This window comes from Massilia sp. Root335, from assembly GCF_001425685.1.
In the GTDB taxonomy this organism is placed as follows: Bacteria; Pseudomonadota; Gammaproteobacteria; order Burkholderiales; family Burkholderiaceae_D; genus Telluria; species Telluria luteola.
In genome coordinates, this window is the sequence record NZ_LMCY01000049.1 from 87,537 (window position 1) to 106,545 (window position 19,009).

The window sequence follows — 19,009 nt, forward strand, 5'->3', positions numbered from 1 at the left end:
GCAACGTCACATCTCCCCAAAGCCTCCCATGAACAAGAAATCGTTCAGTGTCGCGAACTGGACCGTCGGCTCCAAGATCACGGCCTTCACGTTCGCGCTCGTCGGCGTCATCCTCGCCGGCCTCGTCTTCACCATCACCTGGACGACGTCCTCGATGCTGCACGCGCGTGCCATCGCCAACGTCGAGTCCGAACTGCAGAGCGTCGTCAACGCCGTCGAGATGTTCGACAACGTCATGAAGAGCCAGGCCGTCGGCTACGGCCGGGTCTTCGCCTCGCAGTTCGCCGGCGAGTTCACGCGCGACGACAGCAAGATGGTCGCGGTCGGCGACCGGCAGGTGCCGACGCTGAGCGTCGCCGGCAAGCCGCTGAATCTCGACTTCACGCTGCCCGACGCCTTCACGCGCCAGACCGGCGGCAACGCCTCGGTGTTCGTCGTCAGCGGCGACGACTACGTGCGCGTCACCACCTCGGTGAAAAAGGAAAACGGCGACCGAGCCGTCGGCACGATCCTCGACCACGCGAGCCCCGCGTATGCCGCGATCCGCGCCGGCAAGGCGTACGTCGGCATGGTCAAGCTGTTCGGCAAGCCGTTCATCACCGACTATGAACCGATCCGCGACGCATCGGGCACGGTGATCGGCATCCTCTACATCGGCCTCGACGTCGAGGCCAACATCAACGCGCTGCGCGCACGCATCAAGAAGAAGAAGGTCGGCGACACCGGCTATTACTTCGTGCTGGACGCAACGAAGGGCAAGACCTACGGCGACCTGATCGTCCACCCCGTCAAGGAAGGCAAGAACATCCTGGGCAGCCGCGACGCCAGCGGCCGCGAATTCATCAAGGAGATGCTCGAGACGCAGCACGGCCTCATGACCTACCCTTGGCAGAACGCGGAAGCCGGCGAAATGGCGCCGCGCATGAAGGTGGCCGCGTACACGCTGTTCAAGGACTGGAACTGGCTGATCGCCGGCGGCACCTACGAGGACGAGATCACGAAGGAAGCGGCGCGCCTGCGCAATCGCTACATCGGCATCGGCCTCGCCGCGCTGGCCATCTTCGCCACCATCCTGCACTTCGTGATGACCCGCACCGTCACCCGGCCGCTGGTGCGGGCGCGCGACGCCGCCGTGCGCATCGCCGAGGGCGACCTGAGCGTGCGCATGGACGTCGACCGCAAGGACGAGATCGGCCTGCTGGCCGAGGCCATGAACAATATCAGCAGCAGCCTGTCGGCGGTCGTGGGCCAGGTGCGCAGCGGCGCCGAGCAGATCGCGGGCGCGTCCGGCGAAATCTCGACCGGCAACCTGGACCTGTGCGCGCGCACCGAGCAACAGGCCGCCAACCTGGCCTCGACCGCGAACTCGATGCAGGACCTGACGGCGACCGTGCGCCGCAACGCGGGCGACACCCACGAAGCGAACCAGCTGGCCGTGAACACCTCGATGGTCGCGCAGGAAGGCGGCCGCATGGTGCACCAGGTGATCGACACGATGAACACGATCAAGGCGTCGTCCGGCAAGATCGGCGACATCATCGGCGTCATCGACGGCATCGCGTTCCAGACCAATATCCTCGCGCTCAACGCGGCCGTCGAAGCGGCCCGAGCCGGCGAACAGGGCCGCGGCTTCGCCGTCGTGGCGACCGAGGTGCGCAACCTCGCCCAGCGCAGCGCCGCGGCGGCGAAGGAGATCAAGGGCCTGATCGTCGCGTCGACGGCGGAAGTCGACGCCGGCAGCCGCATCGTGCAGGAAGCGGGCGTCACGATGACCGAGGTGCTGGCCAGCGCCGAAAAGGTCACGGCCATCATGGCCCGCATCAGCACCGCGAACGCGGAACAGAGCACCGGCATCGAGCACATCAACCGCTCGATCGGCGCGATGGACCAGGTCACCCAGCAGAACGCGGCCCTCGTCGAGGAAGCCAGCGCCGCCGCCCAGGCCATGCAGGAACAGGCCGACCAGCTGGCGCGCGCCGTGCGCCTGTTCAAGCTGGACCAGCAGCCGGCCGCGGCCCGCCCCGCGCTCGCGCAGTACTGATCGGACAATGCCGTGGGCGCGCCCGCCGGCCGCGCCCTTCCGCGCCGGTCCGCTTGGGTGTAGAGTAGCGCGGTCCGCTACCCTGGAGCCCCGATTGACCGATACCGACCTGCTCGCCCGCTGCACCACCGTCATTCCCGGCCACCGCGCCCGCACCCCGGCGGAGATGTTCGCCGCGATGGCCGCCTGGTGCGAAGCCAACGGCGTCGCCCACGACACGTATGGCGACGGCACCCTGATCCAGGGGTTCGAGCGGCGCGTGGCCGAACTGCTCGGCTTCGAGGCCGCCGTGTTCTGCATCAGCGGCACACTGGCCCAGGTGACCACCTTGCGCCTCGCCGCAGACGCGCGGGGCCGCGCCCCGGTGGCGCTGCATCCGACCGCGCACATCTTCGTCCACGAGCGTTCCAATTACCAGCTGCTGGGGCATTTCGACGCCCTGCGCGTCGGCGACCCGTACCGCCCCTGGGCCGCGGCGGACATCGTCAACCTGCCCGACCGCCTGTCCGCCGTCGCGCTCGAAATTCCCATGCGCGAAATCGGCGGCCAGCTGTCGGGCTGGGACGACCTGCAGGCCATCAAGGCGCACTGCCGCGCGCACGGCATCCACCTGCACATGGACGGCGCGCGCCTGTGGGAAGCGGCGGCGGGCTACGGCCGCCCGGTGGCCGAGATCGCGGCCGGCTTCGACACCGTCTACACCTCGCTGTACAAGGGCATCGGCGGCCTCGGTGGCGCCATGCTGGCGGGCAGCCGCGCCTTCGTGGCGCAGGCGGCCGAATGGTTCAAGCGCCAGGGCGGCAACGTCATCCACCGCTCCCCGTACGTGGTGGCGGCCGCGATGCAGTTCGAGCAGCGGCTGGCCGCCATGCCGGCATGCTTCGCGCGGACCGAATTCCTGTACGACGTGCTGCGCGACCACCCGGTGCTGCGCGTGAACCCGGCCCGCCCACAGGCCAACATGCTGCACGTGCACCTGCCCGTGAGCCGCGACCGCGCGCTGGAGATCCGCCGCGAACTGGCGCGCGACCACGGCATCTGGCCGTTCAATCGCGTGAACCACGGCGTGCTGCCGGACACCTCGTTCTTCGAAGTCTATGTGGGCGACAACCTGCTGGACACGCCGGACGGCCGCGTGCGCGAAGCCGTCGCGCTGCTGGCGGCCGCGGTGGACCGCGGCGTGTAAGCATCGTCATGCGGCGCGGCGCCGCTATCGGTTAAAATGCGCGGGTTTTCAATCTTTCATTGCGAGCCACACCGATGCGTCAATATCTCGACCTGATGCGCCATGTGCTGGACCATGGCACGGTCAAAACCGACCGCACCGGCACCGGCACCCGCTCCGTGTTCGGCCACCAGATGCGCTTCGACCTGCAGGACGGATTCCCGCTGGTGACCACCAAGAAGCTGCACCTGAAGTCGATCATCCATGAACTGATCTGGTTCCTGGCCGGCTCCACCAACATCGCGTACCTGAAGGACAACGGCGTCTCGATCTGGGACGAATGGGCGGACGCGAACGGCGAGCTCGGTCCCATCTACGGCTACCAGTGGCGCAGCTGGCCGACGCCGTCGGGCGGCCACGTCGACCAGATCAGCCAGGTGCTCGACCAGATCAGGAACAATCCGGACTCGCGCCGCATGATCGTCTCGGCGTGGAACGTGGCCGACATCCCGCAGATGAAGCTGCCGCCGTGCCACGCGCTGTTCCAGTTCTACGTCGCCGACGGCAAGCTCTCGTGCCAGCTGTACCAGCGCAGCGCCGACATCTTCCTCGGCGTCCCGTTCAACATCGCGTCGTACGCGCTGCTCACGCACATGATGGCCCAGCAGGCGGGCCTGGACGTCGGCGATTTCGTCTGGACCGGCGGCGACTGCCACCTGTACTCGAACCACATGGAGCAGGTCGAACTCCAGCTGTCGCGCGCCGAACGCCCGCTGCCGCAGCTGGTCATCCGCCGCAAGCCCGACTCGCTGTTCGACTACAAGTTCGACGACTTCGAGATCACCGGCTACGATCCGCATCCCGCCATCAAGGCGCCCGTTGCCGTCTGAGGAGGTTTCATGGCCAACCACCTGTCCATCGTCGTCGCCATGGATGCCAGGCGCGGCATCGGCATCGACAACAAGCTGCCGTGGCACCTGCCCGAGGACCTCGCGCACTTCAAGCGCGTGACCCTCGGCCATCCGATCATCATGGGCCGCAAGACGTTCGAATCGATCGGCCGTCCGCTGCCGGGGCGCCGCAACATCGTCGTCACGCGCAACCGCGACTGGCGCCACGACGGCGTGGAGACGGCGGGCTCGCTCGAGGAAGCCGTCGCCCTGGTCGGCGGCGAGTCGGCCAGCATCATCGGCGGCGCCCAGATCTTCGCCGAGGCGATGCGCGTCGCCGACCGGCTGATCGTCACGCACATCGACAAGGTCTACCGCTGCGACACGTTCTTCCCCGAGATCGACGGCGGCGCATGGACGGCCGTGTCGAACGAGCCCCTGCATTCGCCGACGGCGGACGTCGATTACGCCATCGTCACCTACGACAAGGTCGAGTAATACCATGTCCGAACACGGCTTTCATGTCCATGGACCGCACGACCACGCGGTCGAACACGCCGCGCAGCACGGCAGCGACAGCTTCTCGAACAACATCGCGGTGATGACGGCCATCCTGGCCACCGCCGGCGCGGTGTTCGGCTACCTGGGCGGCGATACCCAGACCGACGCGGCGCTGTACAAGAACAACGCGGCCATCGCCAAGACGGCGGCCGCCGACGCGTGGAACTACTACCAGGCCAAGTCGATCAAGCAGAACATCGCCGAAATGGCGGCCTCGCTGCCGGGCGCGGACGCGGCAAGATTCAAGGCCCAGGCGGCCCGCTACGACCTCGACAAGGCCGGCAACCGCAAGGAAGCCGAAAAGCTCGACAGGCAGTCGGACGCGTGGAACGAAAAGTCGGAACACGCGCTGCACACCCACCACCAGTGGGCGCTCGCGACGACGGCCGAACAGATCGCGATCTCGCTGGCCGCGATCACCCTGCTCACGCGCCGGCGCTGGCTGCTGTCGGTGACCTACGTCGTGGCCGTCGTCGGCTTCGCACTCGGGGCATTCGCGTGGCTGCACGTCGATCCGCTCGGTGCGCTGTTCACCTCGGCAGCGTCGCATTGACGTCGCGCGCGGGCTCGGGGAGCCCGCCCTACGCAGTTTCGCGGTTCGACACCGGTCGCGCTATCGCATTGCCGTAGGGTGGGCACCCCGTGCCCACCAACACGTCGCAACGACGCGGCTTCGTGGCGGGCTCGGGGAGCCCGCCCTACCTGGTTGCGGCGCTTCGACATCGTGCGCCGTCATCGTCGTCAAACAAGAGTGCGCCACAATCTCGCCCGTGTAGATAACCTATTAAAAATTTTTGCACGGGACCACGCAATTTCTGCGAAAATCCGCTTCTTCATTTTTCCGGTGCCGTGCCCGGCCGCCTTCCACTTCCGGATGGGCGGCGCGCACGGCGCTTCGCTTTGGAGCTGTCCATGAAATTTCGTTTCCCAATCGTCATCATTGACGAGGATTTCCGTTCCGAGAACACGTCCGGTCTCGGCATTCGCGCACTGGCCGCGGCGATGGAAAAAGAAGGCATGGAAGTGCTGGGCCTGACCAGCTATGGCGACCTCTCGCAGTTCGCCCAGCAGCAGTCGCGCGCCTCGGCCTTCGTGCTGTCGATCGACGACGAGGAATTCGGCGGCGGCACCATCGAGGAAACCAACTTCGCCCTGTCGGGCCTGCGCGCCTTCGTGCAGGAGATCCGCCACAAGAACTCGGACATCCCGATCTACATCTACGGCGAGACCCGCACGAGCCGCCACATCCCGAACGACATCCTGAAGGAGCTGCACGGCTTCATCCACATGTTCGAGGACACGCCGGAATTCGTCGCGCGCCACATCATCCGCGAAGCGAAGGCCTACCTGGACAGCCTGGCGCCGCCGTTCTTCCGCGCGCTGGTCCACTACGCGAACGACGGCTCGTACTCGTGGCACTGCCCCGGCCACTCGGGCGGCGTGGCGTTCCTGAAGTCGCCGATCGGCCAGATGTTCCACCAGTTCTTCGGCGAGAACATGCTGCGCGCCGACGTCTGCAACGCCGTCGAGGAACTGGGCCAGCTGCTCGACCACACCGGTCCCGTCGCCAAGTCGGAGCGCAACGCCGCGCGCATCTACAACGCCGACCACTGCTACTTCGTCACCAACGGCACGTCGACGTCGAACAAGATGGTGTGGCATTCGACCGTGGCGCCGGGCGACATCGTCGTCGTCGACCGCAACTGCCACAAGTCGATCCTGCACTCGATCATCATGTGCGGCGCGATCCCCGTGTTCCTGATGCCGACCCGGAACAACCTCGGCATCATCGGCCCGATCCCGCTGGCCGAGTTCTCGCCGGAGTCGATCCGCAAGAAGATCGAGGCGAATCCGTTCGCGCGCGAGGCCAAGAACAAGAAGCCGCGCATCATGACCATCACGCAATCCACGTACGACGGCGTCGTCTACAACGTCGAGACGCTGCGCGAACTGCTGGACGGCGAGATCGACACGCTGCACTTCGACGAAGCCTGGCTGCCGCACGCCACGTTCCACGACTTCTACCGCAACATGCACGCGATCGGCCGCGACCGCCCGCGCGCGAAGCAGTCGATGATCTTCTCGACGCAGTCCACGCACAAGCTGCTGGCCGGCCTGTCGCAGGCGTCGCAGGTGCTCGTGCGCGAGTCCGAGACCGTCGCGCTCGACCAGGACGCGTTCAACGAAGCCTACCTGATGCACACGTCGACGTCGCCGCAGTATTCGATCATCGCCTCGTGCGACGTCGCCGCCGCGATGATGGAAGCGCCGGGCGGCACGGCCCTCGTCGAGGAATCGATCTTCGAGGCGCTGGACTTCCGCCGCGCGATGCAGAAGGTCGACCAGGACTACGGCGACGACTGGTGGTTCAAGGTCTGGGGTCCGCAGGACTTCAGCGCCGAAGGCATCGGCACGCAGGCCGACTGGATGATCCACGCCGACGACGACTGGCACGGCTTCGGCAACCTGGCCGAAGGCTTCAACATGCTCGACCCGATCAAGGCCACGGTCGTCACGCCCGGCCTGTCGCTGGACGGCTCGTTCGGCGACTCGGGCATCCCGGCGTCGATCGTCACCAAATACCTCGCCGAGCACGGCGTGATCATCGAGAAGTGCGGCCTGTACTCGTTCTTCATCATGTTCACGATCGGCATCACGAAAGGCCGCTGGAACACGCTCGTCACCGCCCTGCAGCAGTTCAAGGACGACTACGACCGCAACCAGCCGATGTGGCGCATCATGCCGGAGTTCACGGCCGCGAACCCGCGCTACGAATCGTGGGGCCTGCGCGACCTGTGCCAGCAGATCCACGACTTCTACAAGTCGCGCGACGTCGCCCGCCTGACGACCGAGATGTACCTGTCGGACATGATCCCGGCGATGAAGCCGTCGGACGCCTTCGCGAAAATGGCGCACCGCGAGATCGAGCGCGTGGCGATCGAAGACCTTGAAGGCCGCATCACGGCGATCCTGCTGACGCCTTATCCGCCGGGCATCCCGCTCCTGATTCCGGGCGAGCGCTTCAACAAGACCATCGTCGATTACCTGCGCTTCGCGCGCGATTTCAACGAACGCTTCCCGGGCTTCGAGACCGACGTGCATGGCCTCGTCAAGCGCGAGGTCGATGGCAAGCTGGGATACTTCGTGGATTGCGTCAGGCAGGATTGAACCGTTCCCGCGCACCACACCGAGAGGGGCCGAGGCCCCTCTTTTTTTTGGCCGCAGCCGCTCCACGCGCGTGAACCGAATGGGCCTGCAGAGGTCATACGTAGCGCCGAACCATCGTCCGGGAGACGCCGATCCGATCGATCTAATTTCTGGACAATAGCGCCATGACAATGGCAATATATTATCCATCCGACAATGGAGACGATATATGGCAGCTGCATTGCAGAACGATCCGGGACCGGCGGCCGCGGGGCAATCGGCGGCGCCGACCGGCTGGCCCGCGGCAATCCACGAAACCGTCTTGCCGCTGTTGTTTGCCGTCGCCGCGATCGTCGTCTTCGTCCGGATCGACCAGGCACGCGAAGCACTGTTCGGCACGATCGGACCGGTGCCGCATTCGTTCAACCGCATGCCGAAGCCGTACGACCAGTACATCGGGACACAGTTCTTCGCACTCGCCGCGGCGATGGCATTCATCGGCGTGGGCGTCTGGTACACGGCGCGCCTGCTGCTGACCGTCGAACGGGACAAACGCCATGGCGCGGCGGGAGCGGTGCCGTCGCGCGTCATCGAAATGTACCCGCGCCTGATCGGCGCGCTCACGCCGGCCGTGTTGATCATCGCACTCGTCATCGTCCAGGAAAGCCGACGGACCGATCACCGCTTCGGCGTGCTGATCGCGCTGCTTGCGTGCCTGACGCCCCTGTGCGCAGTCCTCTACGCCATTCACAGGAACGCGCGCGAATGGCCGCTGGCCGTCGCCCTGCTGGTCGGCGGTGCGGTCCCATGGTTTCTCATCATTGCCGCCAGCCCGAACATCTATGACTGGCAGGTCATCGGCGCGCTGTCAATCCTGTGCTACCTGCCGGCCGCGCTGTATTTCCTCTTCACGGTACGCCGCCCGCTCCTGCGCAAGGTGGCGAAGTCGACACGCAGCGCGGACGCCAACCTGACCTTCAGCCTCGACGAGGCACTCGTCCGGCTGCTGGGCATGGGCATCGGCGGCGCCCTGCTGCTGCTGGCGCTGTCGTACGGTCCGCCGGCCGCCGCCCGGGCACTCGGCTCCGCGGCGATCGTCCTGATCTCGCTCACCGCCGTCCTGTTCACGTTGTGCGCCATCACGCTGGCCCTGCGCCACATCACCCACAACAAGCCCGGATTCCTGCTGATCATTGCGACCGCGGCCGGGGCCATCTATTTGTTCCTCCACGGGACGTTCGGCTGGGCGCCGTTCGAAGAACAGCTCGGGCAGGAACGATTGCCGCAAGCGACTCTCCCGTCCGGGCCCAGAACCCTGCAGGAGCGCCAGGCCACCGACATCGTCGTCAATGCCTATGGCGGCGGCCTGCGCGCCGCGCTCTTTACCGCCGAGGTGCTGGCGGACCTCGATGACCGCTCGTGCGGCGAATTCGGCCGGCGGCTCGACCGGCTGAGCGGCGTATCCGGCGGCAGCCTGGGACTCGCCGTCTACATGCTCCTGCGCCAGGAATTCGTCGCGTCCGGCGGGTGGGGGGCGCACTGCACGCCATCGTCGCTGAACGGGCCGCAGCTTGCGCAGATGGTCGACGACACCCTCGTGCAGGATCACCTGTCGGCCGCCATGGCACGCATGCTGTCGACCGATCTCGTCCCCTACACCACGCCCCAGCGCGGACAGGCCCTGCTGGACAGCTGGCAGGACACGCTGACGTCGGTGCTGGCGGCGCGCGCGGCGGTGCCGGGCCGCAGCGGCATCTCCCTGGCCGGCCTGGCGCTGCCGCTCGGCCGGCTGGACGGCGGCATCGCACCGGCGCCGTCCGTCTTCTTCAACGCCACCGACGTCACCACCGGTGAGCGCGTGTGGTTCTCGAACCGCAGCACCTTTTCCGGCAGGAGCGGATCGCGCAACCTGGACGCGGCTTTCCAGGTCGGGCAGGCCGTCCTCCATAGCGCCCGTTTTCCCTTCGTCTCGCCGGCGGGCGGCATCGCGTTCGGGAAGCAGGCGATGCTGCTGGTCGACGGCGGCTATGCCGACAACAGCGGCGCGGGCACGCTGGCCGATACCGGCATGCCGGGCGCAAACAGGCATTGGCTGAACATCGATGGCAATCCTCCGGACCAACTCTGCGCGGGCACCGATCCCAAGCCCGTGAAGGGCGCCTTTTCCGCGGTCGACGCCCTGTTCGCCGTGCGCGAATCGCAAGCCGCCCTCGCCGTGTGGCGCTATCGTAATTCCGGCATCAAGGACTTCCCGCTCCAGCCGAATCTCGACGACGCGTTCGCAAGTACGATCAAGGACGAGGGCGAGCGCTGCAAATTCATCCAGTCCCTGCACACGGCGCCGCTGGGCTGGTATCTGACGCCGGTCACGGTCGGCGACCAGGCTCTCGCGCGGTTCCGCGCCGTCCGCAAAGCGTGCGACGAACTGCGCCCGCTGTGCGGCGCGTGACGTCTTATCGCCGCCGGGAACGCACATGACCGGGAATCGAACACCGGAGCATGATCCGCAGGCCTGCGACGGGCTGGCCATCACCCAATGCAAGCACGTGGACGTGCACGCGGCCTTGTGGTGGAACGCCGCGGCGCTGCACGTCCGTGCGGGCGAGACCTACGATTTGCGTGCAACGGGACAGTGGTACGATGCCGCCATCCGTTCGACGGCCGCCGGCTATGCCTCGCCCCTGCTGGCGCTCTTCAAATGGGCGCGGCGCGCCCGCGATGCCGACTGGTTCAGCCTCGTCGCGGCCGTGCATCCGTCGGCCGATCTCGGATTGTCGAGGCCAGCGGCGCGCAACTTCGTGACCGGCTGGATCGAAAGCCGGCGCCGGGGCCCGGGACGCCGCGATCGCGAATCGCACCTGACCGATATCGGAGAAGGCAATGTGGTGACGATCGCCCAGGACGGCTATTTGTACCTGTTTGCGAACGATGCGTTCTTCGCCTATTGCAATAACAAAGGCACGGTCTCGGTATCCATCTCGCGCCTGACCTGAACCAAAAAAGGGAGGCCGCGGCCTCCCTTTTTCAATCGTGCGGTACGTCGACCGGATCAGGCCTTGGGCAACGTCACCCCATGCTGGCCCTGATACTTGCCGCCACGGTCCTTGTACGACGTCTCGCACACCTCGTCGCTCTCGAAGAACAGCACCTGCGCGCAGCCTTCGCCCGCATAGATCTTGGCGGGCAGCGGCGTCGTGTTCGAGAACTCCAGCGTCACATAGCCTTCCCATTCCGGCTCGAACGGCGTGACGTTGACGATGATGCCGCAGCGGGCATACGTCGACTTGCCCAGGCAGACGGTCAGCACGTTGCGCGGGATGCGGAAATATTCGATCGTGCGGGCCAGCGCGAACGAGTTCGGCGGGATGATGCACACGTCGCTCTTCACGTCGACGAACGAATTCGAATCGAAGTTCTTCGGGTCGACGATGGTGCTGTTGATGTTCGTGAACACCTTGAATTCATCGGCGCAGCGGATGTCGTAACCGTACGAGGACGTGCCCCACGAAATGATCTTGCGGCCGTCCGTCTCACGCACCTGTTTCGGCGAGAACGGTTCGATCATGCGGTGTTCGTCCGCCATCCGGCGTATCCATTTGTCGCTCTTGATACTCATCGCTGGGCTTCTTTTCTAAAAAGATTGGGATAACAATCCCGCAATTCTACGCGAAAGCACAGCAGCCTAGGCGAAAAGCGCCGCCGGGCGTCCGGCTTTTTCCTCCGCTTGCGCCAGCAGGCGCGCGATCATCTCGCGCGTCAGCTGCGCCGTGAGCTGCGGCTTTTCCATTGGATACAGGTGCGTGCCCTCGATGGTGACGAAATTGTCGCCGACGAGCCGGCGCGTGCCGTCCAGGCCCGCCTGGCGCAACTCGGCGGAATCGGTGCCCGCGACGAAGCCGACCGGCACCGGGAACGGCCCGCGCAGCGCGCGCTCCATATCGTGCGGCAGCGTGCTGTAGATCGCCGCCTCGACGTCGCGGTCGAAGCGCAGCCGGACGCCGTCCGGATGCGGCGCCAGGCCGTGGTCCAGGTAATCGTCCAGCGCGCCCGGCGCCCAGGCCTGGAAGATCGGCTTGGCGATGAAATGTTCGTAGGCGGCCGCGCGCGACGGCCAGACGTTGCGGCGGCGCCGCGCGATCCCGCCCGGCGACAGCCGTTCGCGCAGCCCCAGCGCCTTCACGAGGCGCCACACGCCCGCGCGCCAGCCCGCGACGACGGGCGAATCAAGCATCACGACGCAGCGCGCCAGGTCCGGACGCCGATGCGCCGCCAGCATGCTCACCGCGCCGCCCAGCGAATGGCCGACGAGGATCGCAGGCCGGCCATAGGCCTCCAGCTGCGCGATCAGTTCGTCGATCAGCGTGTGCCAGTTGTCGCGCACGGGATAACGGGGATCGTGGCCCAGCATGTCCGTCGTGCGCACGTCGAAATCGCGCCGCAGGTCGTCGAGCAGGCGGCCGTACGATCCCGCCGGATAGCTGTTCCCGTGGGTGAAATGGAGTAATGGGTGGGGCATCGGAAAAGGGATGACGCGGCTGCGCATAGTCGGAACGAGGCCCATTGTAATGTCATTACCTCCCGTGGTTTAGAGGGAAACGCCTACACGCGGCGCGGCAGCGCCGCGTGCGGCGGCCGGCCCGGCAGCCGGCTCGGCGACACGTTCAGCGACGGTCCGGCGGGCCGTCCGCGCGCTCGCCCGCGTCGCGCCCGCGCATGCGGTGCTGGCGCATCTGCTCGCGCTGCTCGGGCGTCAGCACGGCCAGCGCCTGCGCCTCCGTGCGTGCCTGCAGCAAGGCTTCGGCGGCGACGGCCTGGCCCAGGTCGCGCGCCACGGCGCCGGCCTTCGCGTCGTCGAACCTGTCGGCGCGGCCCAGGTCGCGCAAGGCATCGTGCGCCTTGCGGATCGCCTTGTCGTTCTCGCGGCGCTGCGGCGCCTGGGCGTGCATGATGGCGAACAACTTGTCCTCCTGCGCCTCGCTGAGCTTCAGGCCGTGCAGCGGGGGCATGCGGCCGAAAGGCATGTCCGGACCCGGCGCGCCGGGTCCGTGGCCGCCGAAACCGAATCCTTCCGGCCCGCGCTCATGACCGCGCTCATGGTCGTTGCCGGGACCCGGCTGGCCGGCGGCCGGCGGCGCATCGGCCTCGCCGGCCGCGAAGGCCGGGACGGCGCACGTGGCGGTGACGCAGGCGGCGAGCAGCGCGGCCGCCGCGGAAAGGCTTGTGAGTTTCATGTCTGTCATCCTTTTTTGTTTGGAGACGCCATTGTCGGATTCCTCCGCGTTAAAAAGTGTTATCACCGTGTAAAACGAAGTAAAGAGAATCCGGCCGCCGTGGCCGCCGCTGCGGCCCTGCGCTAAGATGCGAGCATGAACCAAGTCCTACTCATCGACGACGACACCGAACTGGTCGGCATGTTCTCCGAATACCTGGAACAGGAAGGCTTTCGCGTCGCCTGCGCCCACGACGGCGAGACGGGCGCGCGCGAAGCGCTGTCCGGCCAGTACGCGATCGCCATCCTCGACGTGATGATGCCGCGCATGAACGGCATCGAGACGCTGCGCCGCATCCGCGCCGCCAGCCGGATGCCGATCCTGATGCTGACCGGCCGCGGCGACGACGCCGACCGCATCCTCGGCCTGGAACTGGGCGCCGACGACTACGTCACGAAACCCTGCACGCCGCGCGAACTGACGGCACGCGTGCGCGCCATCCTGCGCCGTACGCAAAGCTCGCCGAACGACGGCCCGGGCATCACGCTCACAGTCGGCAAGCTGACGATGCTGCCGGAACAGCGCCGCGCGATGTGGGAAGGCCAGCCGCTGGATCTGACCAGCACCGAATTCAACCTGCTCGAAGTCCTGGCCCGCAACGCCGGCCGCCCCGTCAGCAAGAACGACCTGTCCGAACAGGGCCTGGGCCGGCCGCTGGCCCGCTTCGACCGCAACATCGACGTCCACCTGTCCAGCCTGCGCCATAAACTCGGCACGCTGTCGGACGGCCGTTCCTGCCTGCAGACCGTCTACCGTCTCGGCTACCAGCTGATCCGCGAGTAGCGATGGGCCGGTTGTTCTGGAAGTTCTTCCTGTCCATCCTGCTGGCCCAGGTGGCGGCCACGATCGGCATCGGCGGCACCCTGTGGCTGCGCGACCAGGCGCGCCAGCACAACGCCGAACCGACGCTCGACGCGAGCCCGCCCGCGACGATCATGCTCGACGCGGCCGCGGCCACGCTCAAGCACGGCGGCATCGACGCCCTGCGCGACCTGGCCGCCGGCAGCCGCCGCATGCATCTGTACGTGCTCGACGAGCAGGGCCATGAACTGCTCGACCGGCCCGTGCCCGCCAAGCTGCGCGAGGAAGTCGAACGCAACCTGAACGGCGATGGTCCCTCGCACGCCGTCACGCACCTGACCGGCGCCGACGGCCGCCGCTACGTCGCCTTTGCCTCGCGCGCCTGGCACACGCCGGGCACGGACGGTCCCGGACAGCCGGGGTTCGGCGCCGCACCGGGCTTCGGTCCGCCCGGCGGGCCCGCGCCGGATGCCGCCCCGCGCGACGGCGGCCCGGGCGGCCCGGGCGGCCCGGGCGGCCCGGGTGGCCCTGGCGGCCCCGACGGCCCCGGCCCGCGCATGGACGGCGGGCCCGGCGGCCCGGGTGGCGGCTGGTTCGGCCTGCCGCCTGAATTCGGCCGCCACGTGGGCCACTGGCTGCCGATCGTCGCCGCCACGCTGGCCAGCCTGCTGTTCGCCGTTCTCCTCGCCTGGTATTTTTCGCGCCCGATCCGCGCGCTGCAACGCGCCTTCGACGCCGCCGCGGCCGGCGATCTCGCGCCCCGGTTCGCCCATGCCGGGCCGCGCCTGATCGGCGACGAGCTGGCGGAACTGGGCCACGACTTCGACCGCATGAGCGCCCAGCTGCGCGCGCTGATGGAAGGCCAGCGGCGCCTGCTGCACGACGTCTCGCACGAACTGCGTTCGCCGCTGGCGCGCCTGCAGGCGGCCATCGGCCTCGCGCACCAGCAGCCCGACCGGCTGCAGGCGTCGCTCGAGCGCATCGAGCGGGAAAGCGTGCGCATGGACCGCCTCGTCGGCGAGCTGTTGACGCTGTCGCGCCTGGAAGCATCGACGACGCTGCCGGCGATCGAGCCCGTCGATCTCGTCGAGATGATCGACCAGATCGCCGACGACGCCCGCTTCGAGGCCGGTGCGGTGGTCGAAGTCGACGCCCCGGAACCGGTCACCCTGCGCGCCGCGCCGGACCTGCTGTGGAGCGCGGTCGAAAACATCGTGCGCAACGCGGTCAAGCATGGCGCCGGCGGCCGCGTGGACGTGCGCGTGCATCCGGACGGCGGACTCGTTCACATCGAAGTGCTCGACCAGGGCCCGGGCATCGCGCCGGAACACCTGGGCGACGTGTTCGAACCCTTCTTCCGCTCGAACCCCACGCGCAACAACGTCGATGGCCACGGCCTCGGCCTCGCCATCGCCAAACGCGTGGTCGAGACGCACGGCGGCCGGATCTCCGCCGCGAACCGCGCCGAAGGCGGGCTGCGGATGACCATCACGCTGCCGCGCGTGACCGGCACCTAGCGCGCGTACCAGTAACGCGCGTGTTCGTCGCGATAGCCGCGCCACACGACGGACGTGCCGAAGTCGACTACCAGCGCGCCCGCGTCGTCGGTGCGCAAGCGCTCGGCGCCGAGCGTACCGTAGCGCGCGTAGACCTCCGGTTTTGGATGGTGATAGCGATTGCGGTATCCAACCTGGAAGATCGCGACCTCCGGCCGCACGGCCTGCAGGAACGCCAGCGTGGACGACGTGCCGCTGCCGTGATGCGGCGCCAGCAGCACGTCCGCGCGCAGGCGGTCGCGCGCGCGCCCGAGCAGTGCCGCTTCCTGCGCCGCTTCGATGTCGCCGGCCAGCAGCAACGTGCGATGTCCATTGCTGATGCGCAGCGTGCAGCTGCGCGCATTGGTTTTCAACGCCGCATCGGCGTAGCTGGCGCTTGTGGGGTGCAGCATGTCGAACGCGATGCCGTCCCACGCCCAGTGCTGGCCGGCGGCGCAGCGGACGTGGTGCCGCGCCACGCGCACGACCGGATGATCGGCGGGCAGCGATGACGCCAGCCATCCGGCGTCGACGCCCTCCAGCAGCGCCAGCGCGCCGCCCGTGTGGTCCGTGTCGCCATGGCTGACGACGATGCCGTCGAGGGCCGCGATGCCGCGCATGCGCAGGTACGGCAGGATCACGCGGCCGCCGGCATCGCTACCGGGCGCGTAGGCGGGGCCGGTGTCGTAGATCAGGCGATGCCCTTCCGTCTCGACCAGCAGCGCCATCCCCTGCCCCACGTCGAACGCGGTCACGCGGAACGTACCGGCCTGCGGATGGTCGGGGACCTGCATCAACATCGGCAACAGCGCAACGGCGCCGGCCCAGCGATGGGGCCAGCCGCGCGGCATCAGCATCCACAGCGTGCCGCCCAGGCCCAGCACGAATACCCACCCCTGCGGCGCCGGCGCGCGCCACACGGCGCCCGGCCAGCCGGCCATGAGGCGCAGCAGCCAGGCGAGCATCTCGACGACCCAGTGCGCGAGCAGGAGCAGCCAGTCGCCCGGCGGGCCGGGGGTCAGGCTACCGGCCAGCGCGAGCGGCGTCACGACGAAGCTGACGACCGGGATCGCCACCGCGTTCGCGAGCGGGCTGACGACGGACACCTGGCCGAACAGCAGCAAGGTCAGCGGCACCAGCCCGGCCGTGACGGCCCATTGCGTGCGCCCGGCCAGCACCAGCGCGCCGCGCGGACCGGCGGGCGGCGGCCCAATGCGGCCGTGTCCCGCGAACAGGATGACGGCCACGGCGCCGAACGACAGCCAGAACCCCGGCCACAACACGGCCCACGGATCGAGCAGCACGACCACCCCGAGCGCCGTGCACAACACGTGCGACACGGCGGCCAGGCGCCCCATCCACAACGCCAGCGCGACGACCGACAACATGTACAGCGTGCGCTGGGCCGGCACGCCGAATCCGGCCAGCAGCACGTACAGCAAGGCGACGATCGCCCCGGCCAGCGCCGCGGCCTTCTGCGCCGGCAGCAGCAGCGGCAGCCGCGCGCCTGTGAAGAACGAGCGCCGCCACAGGGCCGACACCGCCCACGCGGCGAGGCCCGCGATCATCGTGATGTGCAATCCGGAGATGGAAATGAGGTGGCCGATGCCGGTGCGGTTGAACACCTGCCAGTCGGCCTGGTCGATGCCGCGCTGGTCGCCGATCACCAGCGCCACGATGACGCCGGCGTACGTGCGGCCCGCGAGGGCATCCTGGATACGCGCGCGCAGCGCCGCCCGCACGCGTTCGACCAGCATGCCCGGACTGGCCACGAAGGCCTTCAGTTGCGTGTTGTCGTCGCCGGCACGGACATAGCCGGTGGCACGCACGCCCTGCTCCAGCAGCCACGCCTCGTAATCGAACCCGCCCGGATTGGCGTTGCCGTGGGGGCGCTGCAGGCGCACCGTCAATCGCCAGCGCTGGCCCGGCTGGACGTCGCCGACGGCCTGGCGCGCACCGTGCCGGCCGGCGTACCACGACAATGCCACATGCGGCGGTACACGCACGCCGGCATCGAGGCTGCGTTCGACGCGGAAGTCGAAGCGCACGCCCTGGTCGAAGCGGTACGGCAGCGTCTCGACGATGCCGACGACGTGCAGGTCGCGGCCTTCGTCGCGCGGGGCGAGCGATGGCGCGAGCGTCGTTTGGGCCAGCAGCGCGGCCCAGGTGAAGCCGGCCAGCAGGCCGGCGGTGGCGATGGTAGCGATTCGCGCGGCCGGGTGGCGGATTGCCTGGGCGCTCGCCAGAAGGAGCAACGCGGCCGCGGCGGTGCAGGCGGCCATCAGCTTTGTCGACGGCAGCGTGGCGGCGGTTTGCAGGCAGCTTACGCCGGTGACGAAGCCGAGGATGAAGCTGCGCATGGCGTCACGATCACCCGGGTGAACCCGTTATGGCGGACAGTCGATCATGTGCGGTCGCGGCTGCTGGCGGCCGGTTTGCCGGACGGCGGATGATCTTCCAAACGCTTGACTGGCCGTCGGCGGATGGTGGATGAGATACTGTCCCACAGGGCCAGCACGGCGTCTTCGTGCAGGCTGGAGTCGACTGGATTGCCTCGTGGCCGAGGGTTGGTTCCTGTCTCCATGTTTAACAGCAGATAAGGATGCATCGGATCGTCTTTCGTACCCAACGCTTCCCCCATGAAGCCGTACCCCGTAGTAAAGTTCAGTTCTCGTACACGCTCCAATACTTCTTCGCCGGCGATACCGTTGATGCCACGTTTACCCAAACGTAACTTCGTAACCCGTAAAGTTTCGTCTGCGCTGGCTTCGGCATCGGTCTCCGCGACACGTTCGAGTAAGCTTTTACCAGTTTGGCCACTGGGCGTACTGGACAGAGCCAAGCCCATATCTGGATGCCCGGGCAGACCGAGATGCATCACAATATGCTCGGTTTTGTGAGGAGGGAGCGGCTCGGTGAAGACTGCGTGCTGGATACAGAAGCCCGGGATTGACGGAATCTCATCCGGATCTCGTGGGTGCAGCCTTGCCAACAGTGCTTCGGCGGAGTACACATCAGGCTGATCGGCGTATTTCATTGAGAGCGCGATACTTGACCCATTTAGATGCGCATGAACTTCGATCGACACCCATTCATCATCAACACGGCGATTCCCATCCATCCTGTAACTACGAGTACGTCCGTAGACGAGGATGCGTCCAACCATATTCGGCACCCGCAGGTCACGAGCTTCCACCATACCTCCAGTCCCGCGTGAATCCGTCGCCACCCCATGCGTTCCAATCGCGGCCTCACGCGCCGCCACGCGTTCGCGAAACGACGTCTCGCTTTCCTCAACCGTGTCGAGCTCGAATCCATCGATCATCTCGTGTGACAAACCTATATCCGCGTGGGCGGGCACGTCGACAAGAAATCGTCCGACGCATACTGTTTTCATCTTTTCGGTCATTTTTGCCACCGCAGATCTGTCCCGTATGCTGCGGACCTGGCCTGCAGCCCAGGTTCCCGCACAGGCGAGCGCTGCGAGCAAGACGATCAGCGCCCGCCATCCAAGCTTTCTCGACTGGGTCATAGCAGTCATCCGTTCAGAGAATGTACGAGCGCACTGCTGTCCGCTCACGCCAGCGTCGACGGGCCGT

General features: G+C 67.3%; 15 protein-coding genes. 10 read left to right on the forward strand and 5 right to left on the reverse strand.

From position 1 onward, the window contains the following. Nucleotides 1–28: 28 nt before the first annotated feature. The 8 genes from ASC93_RS25575 to ASC93_RS25610 all read left to right on the forward strand — a co-directional run bounded on the left by ASC93_RS25575 (nt 29) and on the right by ASC93_RS25610 (nt 10,797). Complete coding sequence (locus tag ASC93_RS25575) at nt 29–2,041, forward strand: Cache 3/Cache 2 fusion domain-containing protein (protein WP_056449455.1); 2,013 nt, start codon at nt 29–31, stop codon at nt 2,039–2,041. 94 nt (nt 2,042–2,135) lie between these two features. After that, nucleotides 2,136–3,227, forward strand: coding sequence for a low specificity L-threonine aldolase (locus ASC93_RS25580; protein ID WP_056449457.1), 1,092 nt, complete (start codon nt 2,136–2,138; stop codon nt 3,225–3,227). A 74-nt stretch (nt 3,228–3,301) separates the two neighbouring features. Then, nucleotides 3,302–4,096 (forward strand): thymidylate synthase, encoded by a 795-nt coding sequence (gene thyA / locus ASC93_RS25585; RefSeq protein WP_056449460.1) that lies wholly within the window; start codon nt 3,302–3,304, stop codon nt 4,094–4,096. 9 nt (nt 4,097–4,105) lie between these two features. Beyond that, a complete protein-coding gene (locus ASC93_RS25590; RefSeq protein ID WP_056449463.1) occupies nt 4,106–4,594 on the forward strand; it encodes a dihydrofolate reductase in 489 nt (162 codons plus the stop codon). Between the two features lie 4 nt (nt 4,595–4,598). After that, a complete protein-coding gene (locus ASC93_RS25595) occupies nt 4,599–5,210 on the forward strand; it encodes a DUF4337 domain-containing protein (protein ID WP_056449466.1) in 612 nt (203 codons plus the stop codon). Between the two features lie 359 nt (nt 5,211–5,569). After that, nucleotides 5,570–7,825, forward strand: a complete 2,256-nt coding sequence (locus tag ASC93_RS25600; RefSeq protein ID WP_056449471.1) for an arginine/lysine/ornithine decarboxylase — start codon at nt 5,570–5,572, stop codon at nt 7,823–7,825. 208 nt (nt 7,826–8,033) lie between these two features. Next, the gene (locus tag ASC93_RS25605) at nt 8,034–10,253 is read left to right on the forward strand and encodes a hypothetical protein (protein ID WP_157202122.1); all 2,220 of its coding nucleotides are present in this window, start codon (nt 8,034–8,036) and stop codon (nt 10,251–10,253) included. A gap of 25 nt (nt 10,254–10,278) precedes the next feature. Beyond that, nucleotides 10,279–10,797, forward strand: coding sequence for a hypothetical protein (locus ASC93_RS25610; RefSeq protein WP_157202123.1), 519 nt, complete (start codon nt 10,279–10,281; stop codon nt 10,795–10,797). 56 nt (nt 10,798–10,853) lie between these two features. Here ASC93_RS25610 and dcd read toward each other — a convergent pair whose 3' ends face one another. From dcd to ASC93_RS25625, 3 genes are all read right to left on the reverse strand, one after another. Further along, nucleotides 10,854–11,420 (reverse strand): dCTP deaminase, encoded by a 567-nt coding sequence (gene dcd, locus ASC93_RS25615; protein WP_056449481.1) that lies wholly within the window; start codon nt 11,418–11,420, stop codon nt 10,854–10,856. Nucleotides 11,421–11,486: 66 nt separating this feature from the next. Further along, on the reverse strand, nt 11,487–12,320 hold the full coding sequence (locus ASC93_RS25620) for an alpha/beta fold hydrolase (RefSeq protein ID WP_056449517.1): 834 nt from the start codon (nt 12,318–12,320) through the stop codon (nt 11,487–11,489). A gap of 145 nt (nt 12,321–12,465) precedes the next feature. Then, entirely contained in the window at nt 12,466–13,035 is a 570-nt protein-coding gene (locus tag ASC93_RS25625; RefSeq protein ID WP_056449485.1) for a Spy/CpxP family protein refolding chaperone, read from the reverse strand. 135 nt (nt 13,036–13,170) lie between these two features. On the opposite strand from ASC93_RS25625, the gene ASC93_RS25630 reads away from it, so the two are divergent. Together ASC93_RS25630 and ASC93_RS25635 are read left to right on the forward strand one after the other, a co-directional pair. Further along, the gene (locus ASC93_RS25630) at nt 13,171–13,857 is read left to right on the forward strand and encodes a response regulator transcription factor (protein WP_056449489.1); all 687 of its coding nucleotides are present in this window, start codon (nt 13,171–13,173) and stop codon (nt 13,855–13,857) included. 2 nt (nt 13,858–13,859) lie between these two features. Next, the gene (locus ASC93_RS25635) at nt 13,860–15,392 is read left to right on the forward strand and encodes a cell wall metabolism sensor histidine kinase WalK (protein ID WP_056449492.1); all 1,533 of its coding nucleotides are present in this window, start codon (nt 13,860–13,862) and stop codon (nt 15,390–15,392) included. Here ASC93_RS25635 and ASC93_RS25640 read toward each other — a convergent pair. Both ASC93_RS25640 and ASC93_RS31160 read right to left on the reverse strand, forming a co-directional pair. Next, nucleotides 15,389–17,770 carry a DNA internalization-related competence protein ComEC/Rec2 gene (locus ASC93_RS25640; RefSeq protein WP_056449495.1) on the reverse strand — a complete coding sequence of 794 codons (2,382 nt, stop codon included), beginning with the start codon at nt 17,768–17,770 and terminating at the stop codon, nt 15,389–15,391. The two genes, ASC93_RS25635 and ASC93_RS25640, sit on opposite strands and share 4 nt — an antisense overlap. A 44-nt stretch (nt 17,771–17,814) precedes the next feature. After that, the coding region (locus tag ASC93_RS31160; RefSeq protein WP_229412876.1) for a T6SS immunity protein Tli4 family protein at nt 17,815–19,009 on the reverse strand (1,195 nt) is incomplete at its 5' end.

What these genes read in the sequence shown, in the direction of transcription:
- ASC93_RS25575 (WP_056449455.1), top strand. Translation starts at nt 29, where the DNA reads ATGAACAAGAAATCGTTCAGTGTCGCGAACTGGACCGTCGGCTCCAAG.
- thyA (WP_056449460.1), top strand. Translation starts at nt 3,302, where the DNA reads ATGCGTCAATATCTCGACCTGATGCGCCATGTGCTGGACCATGGCACG.
- ASC93_RS25590 (WP_056449463.1), top strand. Translation starts at nt 4,106, where the DNA reads ATGGCCAACCACCTGTCCATCGTCGTCGCCATGGATGCCAGGCGCGGC.
- ASC93_RS25595 (WP_056449466.1), top strand. Translation starts at nt 4,599, where the DNA reads ATGTCCGAACACGGCTTTCATGTCCATGGACCGCACGACCACGCGGTC.
- ASC93_RS25600 (WP_056449471.1), top strand. Translation starts at nt 5,570, where the DNA reads ATGAAATTTCGTTTCCCAATCGTCATCATTGACGAGGATTTCCGTTCC.
- ASC93_RS25605 (WP_157202122.1), top strand. Translation starts at nt 8,034, where the DNA reads ATGGCAGCTGCATTGCAGAACGATCCGGGACCGGCGGCCGCGGGGCAA.
- ASC93_RS25610 (WP_157202123.1), top strand. Translation starts at nt 10,279, where the DNA reads ATGACCGGGAATCGAACACCGGAGCATGATCCGCAGGCCTGCGACGGG.
- dcd (WP_056449481.1), bottom strand. Translation starts at nt 11,420, where the DNA reads ATGAGTATCAAGAGCGACAAATGGATACGCCGGATGGCGGACGAACAC.
- ASC93_RS25620 (WP_056449517.1), bottom strand. Translation starts at nt 12,320, where the DNA reads ATGCCCCACCCATTACTCCATTTCACCCACGGGAACAGCTATCCGGCG.
- ASC93_RS25625 (WP_056449485.1), bottom strand. Translation starts at nt 13,035, where the DNA reads ATGAAACTCACAAGCCTTTCCGCGGCGGCCGCGCTGCTCGCCGCCTGC.
- ASC93_RS25630 (WP_056449489.1), top strand. Translation starts at nt 13,171, where the DNA reads ATGAACCAAGTCCTACTCATCGACGACGACACCGAACTGGTCGGCATG.
- ASC93_RS25635 (WP_056449492.1), top strand. Translation starts at nt 13,860, where the DNA reads ATGGGCCGGTTGTTCTGGAAGTTCTTCCTGTCCATCCTGCTGGCCCAG.
- ASC93_RS25640 (WP_056449495.1), bottom strand. Translation starts at nt 17,770, where the DNA reads ATGCGCAGCTTCATCCTCGGCTTCGTCACCGGCGTAAGCTGCCTGCAA.